This is a genomic window from Herpetosiphon sp. NSE202 (assembly GCF_042688385.1).
Taxonomy (GTDB): Bacteria; Chloroflexota; Chloroflexia; order Chloroflexales; family Herpetosiphonaceae; genus Herpetosiphon.
Window position 1 is genome coordinate 193,272 of sequence record NZ_JBHUPY010000015.1, and the last position, 15,769, is coordinate 209,040.

The following is a 15,769-nucleotide window of genomic DNA, read 5'->3' on the forward strand; positions in this document are numbered from 1 at the left end:
ATCCTGCCACGCTAAAGCTTGCCACGCTGTAGGTAGTTTATTGTCTAGGTGTAATGGATCATTGCGTTAACCATGGCCTGATCCCCTCACCCCCTAGCCCCCTCTCCCGCCCGCAGGCGAGGGGGAACCACGAGAACAGCGCTCCCCGCGCCCGCGTTCAGTGGGCGCGGGGCCGGGGGTGAGGGCATGAACCATGTTGCCAACCTAATAAACCATTACAGCTAGCTCGTGTAGTGATCATAACGCTCGAGTAGGATTGTACGTTGGGCCGACCAATTAAAGTGGCTTTCAATCCGTTGTTGCGCAGCCAAACCCAAGCGCAGCCGAAGCTCTGGTTGTTGGAGTAGTCGAATCAGGCCTTGGGCTAAGGCTCCACTATTGCTTGGTTCGACTAAGATGCCACTGTGTTGGTCGAGATATTCGGCCACTTGGCCAACCGCCGCCGCAACAATCGCCAAGCCTGCTTGCATTTGCTCGGTTAATTTGGCCGAGCATTTGGCCCGATTGAGCACGGTATCATCCATTGGATAGAGCGCCACGTCGGCCGCTGCTAATGCTGCATCAATCGTGGGTTGCTCGCTCCAGCCCCGGTTATCTAGCGCATGGCTGATGCCTGCGCGCTGGGCCAAAGCAGTTAATTGCTGTTCTTCGCCATGCTCGCCAGCCCCAATCACCAACAGCTTGGCCTGCGGAATTTGGGCCAGCACACCAACCATGGCCGCCACCACATCGCTCACTGGAAACTCCCAAAAGCGACTATAGAGCAAGATAACTGGTTCGTTACTGAGGCCAAGCATAGCTCGTGCTGCCTTGCGTTCAGGCAAGCTGCGCCGCGGCAGATCAACACTATTGGGCAAATACAGCACTTTATTGGTTGGCAAGCCAAATAAAATCACTTGGTTGGCCAAGGTTTGCGAAGCCACCGTTACGCAATCGGCCAATTTGGGTAAATTGCGCTCTTGCCAATCGATCAAGGCTTTGATATGGCTGGGATAGTTCAAGCGATCGTTCCAGCCGCCCGTGCCTTCCCAATCATCGGTATCAACAAAAATTGGCAAATTGGGCCGCAAGCGCCGAATCAAGGGCAAGGCCATGCCACCATAGCCCTTGGGCTTAAACAAATGCACCAGATCTGGCTTGAGCGCCAAACAGCGCTTGAGCATCCAGATCACTGAGCGCAGCATTGCCAGGCTGCCTTGGCCAAACTGCGGGCTATGCTCAACCGTAATTTGCTTAATTACGCTCGTTAAGCCAGCATCGGCAGGGTAGAGATCGCTTGGAGCGAGCACATGCACTGTATCGCCACGATCAGCCGCAGCTTGGATCATGGGCAGGGCGCGGCGGCTTAATGTTGCTTTGGGCCGCAAGCCAAAGGGCGCAAGTGCAACGATCCGCATGCTCAAAACTCCTCGCGCAGCATCGCCCGTTCATGGGGTTTGAGCACATCTAAGCTGCCAAGTTCATCAATTAATGCGGCAGTGGTGGTGAAATGCACGGTCGGCAGGCCAAATGCTCGGGCTGCCTGTACATTGCGCAATTTATCGTCGATAAACACAATCTCGCGCATGGGCACGCCCAAGGCTTCAACCGCCAATTCAAAAGCTTGGGGATTGGGCTTGGCCACCCCGACCCGCGCCGAATTTATCACCACATCAAATAAGTTGGCAACCTGCCAGCGTTCTAAGATCGTCTCTAAGTCGTCGAGTGCGTTCGAGAGCAAGCCAGTGCGATAGCGGCGCTGCAACACTTGGGCAATGCGCACCATCTGTTGATTGAGCTGCTCGCCAGCAAAAAGCTCGTTCATAAAGCCGCTTAGCTCGCCATCAATGCCTAATTTTTGCTGCATGCCCGCCCAATAGGCTTGGCTGGTGAGCTGGCCAACCCGTGCTTGTCGCCATTCATCGCTGTTATACAACAAGGCATACAACGATTCGGCAGAATGGCCATAGCGCTGGGCAATGCTACGATAGCCTTCAAGTGATTCATGTTGCGGATTGAAAACTCCGCCCCAATCGAATAGGATGGCTTGGGTCATGGTTCTTCCTTTGGTCTAGGCATCAGGTGTACTGGGTCATTGCGTTAACCATGGCCTTGATGCCCTCACCCCCTAGCCTCCGCTCCCGCCCGCGAGGCGAGGGGGAACTGCTCGGTTAGTGCTCCCCTCGCCCGCGTTTAGTGGGAGAGGGGCTGGGGGTGAGGGAACACGGTTGTCAATCCAATGAACCAGTACAATCAGGTGATCCTATGGCAGGCGTTCGCGCGCAACCAACAACTAAATTGCAATTTATGCGTCTAAGTTACAGGCTTATGGGCAAACAACGTGAGATAATTGTAGCAGATACCACGCTAATCTAGATGAGAATGCGAAATCGATGACAAGCCGTTTGATTCCACCAATTCGGAGCCAGCAACTGCCAGATAAAAGCCAATGCGCGGTCTGTGGCCAGCGCTTGACTGGTGCATATTATTTTCTGCCCGACCGACCGGAGCGCTATTGCGAACAATGTATTGAGCAACGCCCACGCTGTAGCAGTTGTGCCGCGCCTGTTGGCAGCGATGGCTGGACGCTGCACGATGGGCGGGCGCAGTGTGGCAGTTGCCATCGCAGCGCAATTTACGATCCGCAGGAAGCCCAAGCCTTGTATGCAGACACGGTTGCTTCGCTAGCCCAACACCCAGGCTTGCAAGTGCAAGTTGGCGCAAATTTTCGGTTGGTCGATCAGCCAACAATCCAAGATTTGGCTCGTCAAGGCGCAATTGCCACCGAAGGCCAACAAATGCTTGGGCTGTATCTGCGCCAAGGCCGCATGCGGGTGGTGTATGCCTTGTATGGCTTGCCGCGCTGGCGCTTTCGCCTCGTTGTAGCCCACGAATTTGCCCACGTTTGGCAGGGCGAACATTGTCCGTTATTAACTGATTACGATTGGGTGGAAGGCTTTGCTGAATGGGTTGCCTACCAACATTTGCTCTTTTTGGGCGCAACCAAGGCCGCTGAAAGATTACGCAATGGCGAGCACCCTTATCGCAAGGGGTTGGAGCAATGCCTCAAACTCGAAGAACAAATTGGCGTTCGTGGGGTTTTGGCAGCAATGCGCACCCTCGAATAAGCACGTTTTGGAGGAGTTATGCGCTGGTTTGGGGCGTTTTTTCTGGCCTTTATGCTTTCAACAGCAGGTTTTTTTGCAGTGCTGCCGATTGCAGCAAAAGTAACGACACCACTGGTTTGTCCTGATGGCACTATCGATTTGCCCGCACGCATTTCGCGCAAAACCAAATTTTATTGCACCAACCAGGGCGAACAACACGAAATTAATCCATTTTGGCTCATGACAAGTGGGGTTTTGATTTACACGCCGCTTTTCTATTTGCCGTTATTCTTGCTTGGGCGCAATGCCAAAACGCCGCTTGGTAGCCAGCCAAAGCCAACTAAGGCCACCATCGATGCTCAGAATCAAGCCCAATTTGCGCGCTCAATTGCCGCTAGTGCCAGCGTGATCGATGCAGAAAAAGGCAAGCATATTTCGAGCAATGGCTTTCGCCGCGATGTTGAAGTTATTTTGAGCCTAGCAGTGCAACGCCCCGATGGACCAATCTATAACGCCAAAAGCGCTTGGATGGTTGAAGAATTGCAGTTTGCGCGGATCGCGATTGGCCAAACGATTGCCGTGCAGATCGATGCCGACGATCCACAGGTGATTTATCCCAGCAGCGAGCTACGCCACATCAAGTATTCGCCGTGGTACACCAGCAATTATGCCTAATTGGCGAGCACGCCAATCAATAAGCCGACCAGCGCGCCAGCGCCAGTGCTAATCAAATTAACCCAATCGTTATTGAGCCATGCCAAGCCACGATAATGCCGCGTTTCATTGCCGCACTTGTGAATTGTGCGCTCGGTTTCGGTTGCGCAATACTCGCACCAACGCATTTGCTGCACGGTTGCGCCAAGCAAACTATCAGCCAAAGAGCCTGCAATGCCACCCACCGTTGCGGCAACCACAAACCATAATTGTGGTTCTTGGCCATTGCCAAGGCCTAAACCAGTCAAGCCCCAAGCACTAAGGCCAATGATGAGTGCGCCAAGGCTGGTGGCGGCCATGCCCAAGCCCGAAATTGCGCCGGAGCGTCCGCGTTCAACTTGCTTGAAGGTTGTGAGCATAAACGGGCGACCCTTGCTGAGCGTGCCAATTTCGGTGGCCCAGGTGTCGGCAGTGGCGGTGGCAATTGCGCCCAAGGCCAAGGCCCACCAAGCAAAATGGGGTTGCCACGCATAACCTAAGGCGCTGAGCAAGGGAATGCCGCCATTGGCCATGGTTTGCCAAATATCGCGCCGATCGTCTTTGCTAAATTTATCGAGCGCAACCACTGCTTTGCGGCGTTTGCCAACTTTGGAAAGCAAACTAGAGCTAGCGAAGAATAAAATAATCAGCCAGCCCCACGCCCAACTGCCAGCGCCCACCGTTAGCGTGCCAATCAAGACTGCGCCCAGCCAGCCGCTTAAACTGAGCGAACGTCGCCAATAGCCTAGCCCACCAACCAGCAAGCTCAAGCCGAAGCCCGCCACCAAACGCACAAGCATGCCAATGTACCTCAGAATAGACGTTTAAGCTGCCCTCGCCCCAATCCCATGGTTTTGTTTTGCTTGAAAACGCATGCTCCCCCTCGCCCGCGTTTCAGTGGGAGAAGGGGTTCTTACAAGGGTAGGTTTTAACATCCCCTCACCCCAACCCCTCTCCCACGCGGCGGGAGAGGGGCTTTAACGCCATGGTTCTCCCCCAATTCCTTCGTAAACAAAAGTCGGCTCCCCCTCGCCCGCGTTTCAGTGGGAGAGGGGGCTGGGGGTGAGGGAACGCTCCACCGCCGACCAATCGCTCAAAACCGACCCTTGTAAGGAGGGGGTTGGGGGGTGAGGGCATCCTTCTCATTATTTAGGCCGATTGACCAGCTTTGATATAATCGACGGTCGTTTGATCAAGTTTGCGCACAACTGCGGCCAGCAGCGTCACCACCTGATCAAAATCATCGCGATGCAGCAGCGAGGCATGGGTATGAATGTAGCGCGTTGCCACGCCCAGCGCCAATGACGGCACGCCAATATTGCTAATATGAAAACGCCCAGCATCGGTGCTGCCACCGGTCATCGTGTCGAATTGATAAGGAATCCCCAATTCTTCAGCGGTATCAACCACTAAATCGCGCAAACGGCGATTAGGAATCATGCTGGTATCGAATAGCAATAGCACTGGGCCGCCGCCCATTTTGGCTTGGGCTTCGTCTTTGCTGACCCCCGGCGTGTCGCCAGCAATACAAACATCGATTGCAAAGGCAATATCGGGTTTGACCAGATTGGCGAGGGTTGCCGCGCCGCGCAAGCCGACTTCTTCTTGCACGGTTGCCCCAGCCACAACCGTATTTGGCAGATTGTCGTTGGCCAATTCGTGCAGCACTTCGACCGCTGCCGCACAGCCAAACCGATTATCCCACGCTTTAGCCATGAGAATTTTGGCATTTTGCAACGGCGTGAATGGGCACATCGGAATAATGGGATCGCCTGGCCGCACGCCCCATTCGCGGGCTTCAGCAGCTGAGCTAGCCCCAATATCAATAAACATATCTTTCTTTTCGACCAATTTTTTGCGCGCTTCTGGCGAGAGCACATGCGGTGGCTTGGAGCCAACCAGGCCCACAATTGGCCCATTGCGGGTTTCAATTTGCACCCGTTGCGCCAACATCACCATTTCCCACCAGCCACCGAGCGTTTGAAATTTAATAAAGCCATCATCGGTGATGCGGGTTACCATAAAGCCAACTTCATCGAGGTGGCCAGCTAGCAGAATCGTTGGGCTGCCTTCGGGGCCAGCTTTACGGGCAGCGATGCTCCCAAGATTATCATTGATTAATTCACCGAAAGGAGCCAAGGCCTCGGCCATCACAGCCCGCACTGGCCCTTCGTTGCCTGGTACGCCCGACGCATCGGTCAAAGCCTGCATAAGTGCTAAGCGTTCATCCACAAGCGTGCTTCCTTTGCAATTAAACGGTTACTCGTTGCATTCTATGCTACTTTGCGCATACCGACAATTGACAATCATCCAAAAGCCGATTATGATCAACAGCTGTGCATAATCATAGCAATGTAGCCGTCGCTGGCGCAAGCTAGAGGCAACTTCCCGACCCTTCCGACCACCCTCGCGGTGGACAAGTTACCCTGTGAAACCGTAAACAGGGGCGCGAGTTTGGGTAACCTGCTCGTGACGCAAGCCGACAACAGCAAACATTCCCGCCAGTGGTCATTTGGCTGCTGGTAAGGGCTGAAACGGTGGTGTAAGAGACCACCAGCATGCCTCAGCAATGAGCGTGGCTAGGTGACTGCGCTAACCCTTGAAGGGCAAGGTGTGTGGGACGGGCTAAACTAGTGAGAGAGGCAACTCGTTTGAATCACGGCGTTCGTTCACATCGCAGCGAAACCGGAACCTTGGGTGACACCCAAGTGCCTAGGGATCGCCCGCAATTGCGGAGATAGATGGCGGCTAATCCAGAATCGGGGGTATTGCAGCGCTATGGTTATGCACACCATTTGTTTGCACCAGATACACCACCCGCGTCGCTTCATTTAAATCAACAGGCTCCCCATCACGATTCAACCGCATAACCACGCTTAATCCAGCTTCTGCCAACAATTCAACAATGTGCTGATCGCTATAGGCTGCTTGGAGATGGGTTTCGCTGCCGCGTTGCCATGCATCGTCGTGGCGCTGAAACCAAACAATCTTGCCAATCCCAATTTGGGCTTCTTGGTCAAAATCCAGGGCATTGTAAATATATAAATCATCGCGATCAAGCACAACGTGGTTGTGTTCAGGCCAAGTTGCATACAGCAATGGCGTATTCAAATCAAATACCAACCAGCCATTTGGTGCAAGTGCGGCGGCAATTTGCTGAAACAGGTGGCCTAATTGCATTGGCTCAAGCAAGTAATTCAGCGTATCAAACAGGCTGATGATTAAATCGTGCTTGGTTGTCGCTTGCCATGTCGTTAAATCAGCTTGTTGCCAAGCCACAGTCGCGTGCTGCAACTCAGCATGCAAGCGAGCTTGGGCCAACATCGTTTCCGAGCGATCGATTGCAGTGACCTGATAGCCTTGCAAGGCCAGTGCTACCGCAGCATCGCCCGTGCCACAGCCAAGATCAAGCACCGTTTGAGGCCGCAGTTCGTGCTGTTCAAGCCATGGCAAGAGCCAATTGAGCATGTGCAAGCTCAGCCAGCTCTGGCCAGCTTGGCGATAAATTGAGGCATATTCATTATACATAGCTGCTATTGTACCCGATGCAGAACATAGAACAAAGAGCATAGAACATAGGGATGAAGAAAATCAAAAGGCAAAAGTCAAAAGTCAAAAAAGAATAGCGAACAGAGAGCATAGACCAAAAGGATGAGGGATGAGGGATGAGGCTATAGGCTAGATGTAATGGTTCATTGGATTGGCAATCGTGTCCCCTCACCCCCCAACCCCCTCTCCCACGAAAACGCGGGCGAGGGGGAGCCGACCATTGTTCGCCAAGGAATTGCGGGAGAACCAGCGCGTTAAAGCCCCTCGCCCACCACGTGGGAGAGGGGTTGGGGTGAGGGGATCAAGCCGTGGTTAACCTCATGTACCATTACAGCTCTTGGCTATTGGAAGATTTTTCGGGCAATTCGTGGAATTCGTGGCTAAAAAATACATTATCGTGGCCCTTCGTGTCATTCTTCTCTATTGTATGTTCTATGTTCTATGCTCTATGTTCTCTATTCTTCCTCCCTCATAATTCATCCTTCATAATTTACTCTCCCGTGGCACAGCATTTGCTTTTACAAACAAGCAGATGACAGAATCAATGTGAATAACAAACCTAGGAGGAAATACCATGGAATTCTCAGTGATTGGCTTATTGCTTATGTTGTTGATCGCCGCAGTCTGTGGAGCCGCAGGGCAAGCAATTGCAGGTTATAGCATGGGCGGCTTGTTGGCCTCAATCGGCGTTGGTTTTATCGGTGCATTGTTGGGCACCTGGATCGCAGGCAACACCGGTTTGCCAGAACTGCTGACGATCGATATTGAAGGGAAGCCATTCCCAATTATCTGGTCGATTATTGGCGCAACCTTGTTTGCTTTGATTATTTCGTTTGTGCGCGCACCACGTCGCCGCCGCGTCTAAGCTCAACGCACAGCTAAAACAAACAGCAAGCGTTCTGTCGTCATACGACAGGACGCTTTTTTGATTCAAATCGGAATGAGCGTTTGATTAACTTCAGCTGTGCAGCTGCCAATAGTAGCTAAAATGTTTGCTTTATGTCATGCCAAAAGTTGTCAAAAGCAGACGAGACCGCTATACTGCCGTATACGATGTTTGCTGTGGATGCCGCAAATATCAGCTTTTCGGCGGAGGTTCTGGATGGCTGGCCCGTTGGTTTTGCAAGTTGGTGATTGTACGGTTGCTTGTTCCTATGCTTTGCCGCATCAGCGCGGCGATGCCTTGCTTCAAAGCCGCTTGCGCAGCATCTTTGGCGATGAAACGCTGGTTTGCAACGAAGGTCTCGATGGCGAAGCAACCGAGGATTTTCTCAAACGTTATGATCGAACAATGGCTCGGTATCCCGAAATCGATTTGATTATCGTGCGTTATGGCGTAAACGATCGCAAGCGCTACGGTATTGGGCCATTCGAAGCCAAGTTAATCGAGCTTTGCGATTTATTCGAGCGTGATTATCCGCAAGCTAACATCATGTTGGAAACCGGAATTTACGTCGATTATCCTGCGCACTATGCGTTCGATCGCAACTCCAAGCTTGAGCCTGTGTATCGCATGATTAGCAAGCTGGCGCAACAGCGCGGCTATACAGTCGTCGATATTTTCGAGCGCATGAAACGCGAAACCCAACAAGGCAATTGGGATCTGCGCGCGCGCGGCTTTGGCTCGGTCGATGAGGATTTTCCGGTATTGGGGCCAGCACTTGATCATATTCATGGCCATGATGTGCGCTGGTTTACCAATATCCACCCAAATATTCAAGGCATCCAAACGATTGTTGATGAAGAAATCTCCGTAATTACCCAAACCTGGCCAACTGGTTTGCGGGCAATAGCGTGAGGAGTATTATGCAGCAGGTACCTTCGGCGCATGTGCGTCATCCAATGTGGCCCATTTATCTTTGTGTTGCAGTCACTGCGCTTGGCATTGGGATTATCAATCCGTTGATTCCGCATTTGCTTGAAGATAATGGCGCTGATGAATTTATCGTGGGCTTGAGCACCAGTGTGATGTTTGCCAGCCTTGTGCTGACCGGCATGCCAATTGGCCGCACGATTGATAAATTTGGCATTCGGCTCTTTTTGATTGTGGGATTAATTTCCTACACCTTTGCCATGCTGGCAATGCCTTGGACGAGTAGCATTCCGCTGTTTTTTATGTGGCGGATCTTCGAAGGGATTGGCTGGTCGTGTGTTTGGACTGCCGCCGAAACCTATGTGAGTCGTGTCAGTTCGCCCGAACAGCGTGGCCATAATACAGCGGTGTATGGCATGTCGCTGGCCAGTGGTACAGCAGCAGGCCCCATTATTGGCACGGCGGTTTTGCAATTGACTGGCAGCCATATCATGCCATTTTTTGTGGCGGTTGGCGCGGCAATTCTCGCAACCGTAATTGTGGTTTTGGTTGTGCCTGAGCCGCATGTAGCCCATACCGAGCATGAAAGTGGCGGCGTAAGCTTCAAAATCACCAGACCATTGATTTTGCCTTTGGCAATTGCCTTCCTCTATGGTTATGGCACATTGTCGCTGGTTTCGTTGCTGCCAACCCTCAACTATAGTAATTGGGAGCTTGGGACGCTGATTTCGGTCACGGTGATTGCCAATATTGTGGCGCAAGTGCCGATTGGCCGCATGCTCGATCGCTATGGCTATCGGCCCTTGCTGATTGGCTCGTTGTCGTTGCTTTCTGGCGCGGCGCTCTTTGCTACCTTCCACCCACCATTTTTGCTAACGCTCTTTTTGGGCATGTTGCTCGGCGCGTTTGCTGGCACGCTCTACCCAATTGGGCTAGCGGTGTTGGCGGCGCGGGTGCCACCAGCCAAGTTGGGCGGCGCTAGCGGTATGTTTACCGTCTGTTATGGCCTTGGCAGTTTTGTGGGACCAGCACTAACCGGTGGCGTAATGGCCTGGGTTGGCGATAAACATAGCGATCAAGCGCTGTTTGGCACGATTGGGTGTTTGGTATTGGCACTCTTGGTCTTGATTATGACTGGGATTGATCGAATCAACGTTAAAGAGGAACATCCGGTGAGCGTTGCTTCGACGGGCATCAAACCACCAATGTAAAATTATCAATTTGATGACAAAAGGCTGGCACAATGCCAGCCTTTTTGGTACGCCCAAAATCAAGTTAAACAAAAAACTCAGCACTAGTGCTGAGTTTTGTTGGCTGGCGGACCAGGATTCGAACCTAGATAAACAGTGCCAAAAACTGTTGTCCTACCTTTAGACGATCCGCCATCACCGAGTTATCTTCAACGTTTCCGTCGACATTGATAGTATAGCATAGACTGTTCTTTTTTGCAAATCCGCCGAAAGTCGTAACGTATAAACCAGCTCAGCGCGCCAAAACTCCTGCCCAAATTGCTTATTCAGCCATGCCAAAAAACGCCAATCTGTGTATCTAGTGATTGCTATTGGTGCTTCAATCGGGGGTGGCTATGAAACAGTCTTTCTGGTTATGGCTGCTGTTAGTGTGGCTCTGGCCACTAACAACGCAAGCCCAAACTCAGCCAGCGCAGGTTGTGCTCAACGAATTTTTGGCGCTTCCTAGCACTGGTAGCGAGTTTGTCGAGCTATACAATCCAACCTCAATTGCCATTGATCTCAGCGGTTGGGCGATTGATGATATAGAAGGTGGCAGCAGCCCCAAAATTCTGCCCACGCCGACCATGCTTGCACCCAATACTTGGTTGGTCGTTTCGCTGAGCAATGTGTTGAATAATAGCGGCGATCAGGTGCGCTTGCTCAATCCTGCTGGCCAGGTGATTGATCAATATAGTTATTCGAATGCAAGCCTTGGCCTTTCGTGGAGCCGCATACCCGATGGCAGTGGCGCTTGGCAAGCATCCACCTATCCAACCCCAGGCATGGCGAATGCCAGCCAAAGCCCAGCTACAGCAACCCCAACCATTAGCGTTAATCCAACGAGCATAAATTTACCAACCAACACTGCTACAATGCTACCAAGTGCCACGAGCACTGCAACCGTAGCTCCAACCGTGGTTCCATCGCCAAGCCCAATTCCAAGTGCAACGCCACTGCCACCCCCAGCCTTGATTCGGCTCAACGAGTTGATGGCTGCGCCGAGTGCCGGCCAAGAGTGGGTTGAACTGTATAACGCTGGCGAACAAACGGTCAATTTGTATGGCTGGCAGCTCGATGATGCAGCCGATGGAGCCAGCCCAATTCTGCTGGATGCAAACATCTTGCCTGCAAGTTGGCTGGTGATTTCGATGACCAATATGTATAACAATAGTGGCGATGAGCTACGCTTGTTTGATTCAGTCGGTCGCTTGATCGATACGTTTAGCTATAGCGCCACCACCAGCAACCGCACATGGTCCAGAATTCCCGATGGCAACGGAGCTTGGCTGGCCGATCGCGCACCAAGCCTTGGCCAAAGCAATCCGGCTGATCCGCCAATTGCGCCAACCCAAGCTCGGATTTTAATCAACGAAGTGATGAGCCAACCAATCAGTGGCACCGATTGGGTCGAACTCTACAATCTCGGCCCTGATGCGCTTGATCTCAAAGGCTGGAAAATTGACGATCAGCTTGCTGCTGGCGGCGCGGCACATTCAATTCAAACGTCAACAATTATCAGCCCAGGTTCATGGCTACTGATTCCAGTTGGCACATTGTTGAATGCTGAGCTTGATAGCGTGCATTTAATTACTGATCAAGGTGTGGTGACTGATACATTCGATTACGCTAGCAGTGTAGCTGAACGCACATGGAGCCGCATGCCTGATGGTGCAGCAACTTGGCAAGCAGCCTCACGGGCCAGCCCTGCAATGGCCAATCGCCAAAATTCTAGCCCTGAACCAAACCAATTGCTGATCAACGAAGTGTTAGCATGGCCGACAATCGGCGAGGAATTTGTTGAATTGTATAATGCTGGAGCTACACCAATCGATTTAAGTGGCTGGTGGCTTGATGATCATGCGAATGCTGGTGGCTCAGCGCTGCGTATTCCCGACGATACGCTGATTGCACCACGCAGTTGGTATAGCATCTCTAGCAGTGGTTTGCTGAATGATAATGGCGATCTTGTGCGCTTGCTCGATTATCGTTTGCAAGAATATGGGGTTTGGAATTATAGCTCGGCCTTGCAGGGCTTATCGGCGGGGCGCTGGCCCGATGGTGGCCTCAATTGGTACAGCGGCCTGCGCGCTAGCCCCAATAATCGCAATCATGCGCTCGCTGCAATTCCTTCAGGCATCGTGATTAATGAAATTTCGCCGCTTGGCCAAGAATGGATCGAACTGTATTCAACCAATGCTGAAATAATTGATTTGGCTGGCTGGAGCATTAGCGATAGTTCAGGCACAACAATCAGGCTTGCAGCCAAAACCCAGCTTCAGCACGGCCAATTTCTCACCATAACCCTGAGTAGCATGCTCAATGACAGCGGCGATAGCGTGCAGCTTGCCATGGCTGATGGCCGCGTCGTTGATCAATTAAGCTATACCAAGCCTTTAGCGCATACCACGTGGAGCCGGATTCCTGATGCTGGCAGTTGGCAGAATAACGCGCCAGCTACTCCCAATCAGCCGAATCGTGCACCACAGCCAACCGCCGTACCAGCCACCAAAACACCAAAACCAACCGCGACCAAGAAACCAACTTCAATCCCAAGAGCAACTGCCAAACCAAAAGCTTCCAAGCCTAAAGCCACCGCTCAGCCGACGCTGGCTGCAAATGCCAAATATCCGCAGATTCAAATTAACGAAGTTGTGCCTGCCCCGCGCGCGATCGATTGGAATGCTGATGGCGAAAGCAATAGCAACGATGAATGGATTGAACTCTACAATCCCAATAGCTATCAGGTCGATTTAACTGGCTGGCAATTGGACGATCAGGCAGATGGAGGCTCACAGCCATGGCGCTTGCCCGCAGGCATGAGCATTGCGGCCAATGGCTATTTGGTGATTTTTGCCAGCCAAAGCAAATTAAGCCTCACCAACTCCGGCGAAGAGCTGCGTTTGCTCCAGCCAAATGCAGTAGTTGCCGATCAGGTTCGCTATGCCAAATTGGAGTATGACCACAGTTGGGGCCGCCACCCGAGCAGCCAACAATGGCAAAGTTTTGCCCAACCAAGCCCCAAGCAAGCCAATAATCCAGCTCCAAGCGACTCAGCTGCTAAAAAAATCAGCTTGGGCGAGGCTCAACAAGCAGCAATTGATAGTAACGTATTGGTTGAAGGCGTGGTCAGTGCTGAGCTGAATCTATTTCGCCAACGCGCTTTCTATGTGCAAGATTCGACGGCAGGAATGTTGGTCTTTATCAGCAATAACGTCACCTTGCCAACATTAAAACAAGGCATGGTTGTGCAACTTCAGGCAACGGTTGGCAGCTACCATCAAGAGCCACAGTTGATTATTGCGGCGGCTGCTGATCTCAAAATTATCAAACAACAAGCGGATTTAGTGATTCACAGCCCAAATAGGCTTGATCAAGCGACACTTGGCCAGTTGGTAAAACTGAAATTGCGCTTCAAGCAACGCAACGCCGATAGTTTAGTGGTCGAGTTTGGCTCGCAACAGTTGCAATTGCGTTTGGCGCAAGGCCAAAGTTTGCCGCAGCTGCCAAGTGCAATCCAGCTCAATGCAATTGGCATCCTTAGCCGCTACGATGATGTGTGGCGTTTGCAGGTGCGGCAGGTGGCCGATTTGGGCCTGCCGCAACGCTTGCCCGCGACCAGCCAACCAAACCTGCCCACGTTGTGGGCTTGGGTGCTTGGCTTGATTGGGCTTGGTTGGCTGGTTCGCTGCTATGGATTTACTGGCGGAATAATTCCCAAACGAGGTGTTTTAGCTCAGGCAAAATTAACGATTCTAAGGCCAATCGTACCGCGCCCGACGAACCTGGCATACAAAAAACCAAGGTTCGGCCTGCGATTCCGGCGGTTGCGCGTGAAAGCATGGCTCCAGCGCCAATGTCGTTGTAGGAGAGCATGCGGAAAATCTCGCCAAAACCAGGTAATTTTTTATCGAGCAATGGCTCAATCGCCTCGATTGTGGCATCGCGGCGAGCAATGCCAGTGCCGCCATTGGTTAATACTGCATCGCAATCGCTGCGCGCAATGCATTGCTGCACAAACTCGGCCACCTGATCCGGCTCGTCGGGAATAATCCGATATTCGACGATTTCAAAGCCTGCGGCGGTTAATAATTCTTGGGCAAGCGCTCCGCTCTTATCGGTTTCGATACTGCGCGTATCGCTAATCGTAATAATTGCACAACGGACTGGGGCTTGGTGTTGTGCCGCTGCTTCGGCATGATCTTCGTAGCCCATATGGCCTCCTTCACTAAATTGGGCATTCTGCCTATCGTAGCGCATTTGCTCAAAGCTGGCTATAGGGTGATAATCAAGCCAAGTATGCCCAAGGAGTCGTCATGGATCAGATAGGTCGTCGAACATTAACGAGTTTATCGGTGGGCTTGGTGGCAATTGTGATTTTGCTGGTCGCAATTGGCCAACAGCCTACTACCAGCCAAGGTTCTAGCAACCCTACCAATCAACAACAAGTCAGTGGGATTTTATTTTTGCGCAACCCCTCGCAGCAAGCAGAGTTGTGGCGTTCTGATGCCAATGGTCAGGGCCAACAATTGCTTGTGCCGCAAATTAGTGATTACAGCCTGAGCCCCGATGGGCGCAAGGTTGCCTATGCCACTCAAGCCGAAGCCCAACCAAGCAGAATCGAGATTTTCGATCTGACTCAGAATCAGGTAATTACCAGCACTGGCGCTGCCGATTGGACTGGCTATACGCCGAATTGGTCGCCTGCTGATAACGCAATTGTTTACGAACGGCGCACGATTGGCACTGGTGGCGTTGGCTCGCCCAAACTTTGGCTGATGCAGCCCGATGGTATCCAAGTCAGTCCCGTTGTTAAAGGTGGCGATGTAGTTACCTTTGGCGCACATTGGTCGAACGCTGGGCAGATGTTGGGCTTTACCGACCCGCTGCGCAATGAGTTGGTGCTGTTTGATTTTAGTGATGTGCTACGGCGAATTCCATTTAGCGGCGATTTCGATTGGTCGCCTGATGATCAACGCTTGGTGATTAGTGTGCTGCGTGAAACTCAAGCTGGCTTTCGCAATGAGTTGGTGTTGTTTGATTTGGCCAGCGAGCAACAAACGCCCTTGGCCAGCCAAACCGACACTGATGATTTTACGCCAAGTTGGTCGCCTGATGGCAAGCAAATCGCGTTTGTGCGGCGGACTCGCGAAGTGCCACGTGGCGAGATTTGGGTGGTGAATGCTGATGGCAGCGAGCCACGGGCAATAACTGCTGGCGGCGGCTACGATAATGTCGATCCTCAATGGACACCAGATAGCCAGCAATTGCTTTGGACGCGCTTAACCGTTGGTTCGGCCAACGTGCCTTCGGCAATTTGGACGGCTAATTTGGCTGATAATGCGGAGCCACGGGTGTTGATTGAAAATGCCACCCAAGCTCGTTGGATAGTTGAGTAA

At 52.2% G+C, this 15,769-nt stretch carries 12 protein-coding genes, 1 tRNA gene and 1 pseudogene; 7 read left to right on the plus strand and 7 right to left on the minus strand.

Going from position 1 to position 15,769, the window contains the following annotated elements; all coding sequences use genetic code 11:
- Positions 1-221: 221 nt before the first annotated feature.
- Complete coding sequence (locus ACFMKP_RS18785) at positions 222-1,397, minus strand: glycosyltransferase family 4 protein (RefSeq protein ID WP_382294024.1); 1,176 nt, start codon at positions 1,395-1,397, stop codon at positions 222-224.
- Between the two features lie 2 nt (positions 1,398-1,399).
- On the minus strand, positions 1,400-2,035 hold the full coding sequence (locus ACFMKP_RS18790; RefSeq protein WP_382294026.1) for an HAD family hydrolase: 636 nt from the start codon (positions 2,033-2,035) through the stop codon (positions 1,400-1,402).
- A 337-nt stretch (positions 2,036-2,372) separates the two neighbouring features.
- Here ACFMKP_RS18790 and ACFMKP_RS18795 point away from each other — a divergent pair, with 337 nt between their 5' ends.
- Both ACFMKP_RS18795 and ACFMKP_RS18800 read left to right on the plus strand, forming a co-directional pair.
- The gene (locus ACFMKP_RS18795) at positions 2,373-3,107 is read left to right on the plus strand and encodes a zinc-binding protein (protein WP_382294028.1); all 735 of its coding nucleotides are present in this window, start codon (positions 2,373-2,375) and stop codon (positions 3,105-3,107) included.
- Positions 3,108-3,125: 18 nt separating this feature from the next.
- Positions 3,126-3,761 (plus strand): hypothetical protein, encoded by a 636-nt coding sequence (locus tag ACFMKP_RS18800; protein WP_382294030.1) that lies wholly within the window; start codon positions 3,126-3,128, stop codon positions 3,759-3,761.
- On the opposite strand, the gene ACFMKP_RS18805 is transcribed toward ACFMKP_RS18800, so the two are convergent.
- The 3 genes from ACFMKP_RS18805 to ACFMKP_RS18815 form a co-directional block, all read right to left on the minus strand.
- A complete protein-coding gene (locus ACFMKP_RS18805; protein ID WP_382294032.1) occupies positions 3,758-4,579 on the minus strand; it encodes a DUF92 domain-containing protein in 822 nt (273 codons plus the stop codon). The genes ACFMKP_RS18800 and ACFMKP_RS18805 overlap by 4 nt on opposite strands.
- Positions 4,580-4,928: 349 nt before the next feature.
- On the minus strand, positions 4,929-5,990 hold the full coding sequence (locus tag ACFMKP_RS18810; RefSeq protein ID WP_382294167.1) for a M42 family metallopeptidase: 1,062 nt from the start codon (positions 5,988-5,990) through the stop codon (positions 4,929-4,931).
- A 537-nt stretch (positions 5,991-6,527) separates the two neighbouring features.
- The gene (locus tag ACFMKP_RS18815; RefSeq protein ID WP_382294034.1) at positions 6,528-7,307 is read right to left on the minus strand and encodes a class I SAM-dependent methyltransferase; all 780 of its coding nucleotides are present in this window, start codon (positions 7,305-7,307) and stop codon (positions 6,528-6,530) included.
- A 595-nt stretch (positions 7,308-7,902) separates the two neighbouring features.
- Here ACFMKP_RS18815 and ACFMKP_RS18820 point away from each other — a divergent pair.
- From ACFMKP_RS18820 to ACFMKP_RS18830, 3 genes are all read left to right on the plus strand, one after another.
- Positions 7,903-8,193 (plus strand): GlsB/YeaQ/YmgE family stress response membrane protein, encoded by a 291-nt coding sequence (locus ACFMKP_RS18820; protein ID WP_054535782.1) that lies wholly within the window; start codon positions 7,903-7,905, stop codon positions 8,191-8,193.
- A 237-nt stretch (positions 8,194-8,430) separates the two neighbouring features.
- Positions 8,431-9,126, plus strand: a complete 696-nt coding sequence (locus tag ACFMKP_RS18825; protein WP_382294037.1) for an SGNH/GDSL hydrolase family protein — start codon at positions 8,431-8,433, stop codon at positions 9,124-9,126.
- 8 nt (positions 9,127-9,134) lie between these two features.
- Complete coding sequence (locus ACFMKP_RS18830) at positions 9,135-10,352, plus strand: MFS transporter (RefSeq protein WP_382294039.1); 1,218 nt, start codon at positions 9,135-9,137, stop codon at positions 10,350-10,352.
- 100 nt (positions 10,353-10,452) lie between these two features.
- Here ACFMKP_RS18830 and ACFMKP_RS18835 read toward each other — a convergent pair.
- Positions 10,453-10,526 (minus strand) — tRNA-Gln (locus ACFMKP_RS18835).
- Between the two features lie 200 nt (positions 10,527-10,726).
- Between ACFMKP_RS18835 and ACFMKP_RS18840 the strand changes: the two are divergent.
- Positions 10,727-13,306: pseudogene (locus tag ACFMKP_RS18840) on the plus strand (lamin tail domain-containing protein); the annotation flags it as partial.
- A 763-nt stretch (positions 13,307-14,069) separates the two neighbouring features.
- Here ACFMKP_RS18840 and ACFMKP_RS18845 read toward each other — a convergent pair.
- On the minus strand, positions 14,070-14,585 hold the full coding sequence (locus tag ACFMKP_RS18845) for a molybdenum cofactor biosynthesis protein B (protein WP_382294169.1): 516 nt from the start codon (positions 14,583-14,585) through the stop codon (positions 14,070-14,072).
- 101 nt (positions 14,586-14,686) lie between these two features.
- Here ACFMKP_RS18845 and ACFMKP_RS18850 point away from each other — a divergent pair, with 101 nt between their 5' ends.
- Positions 14,687-15,769 (plus strand): TolB family protein, encoded by a 1,083-nt coding sequence (locus ACFMKP_RS18850; RefSeq protein ID WP_382294041.1) that lies wholly within the window; start codon positions 14,687-14,689, stop codon positions 15,767-15,769.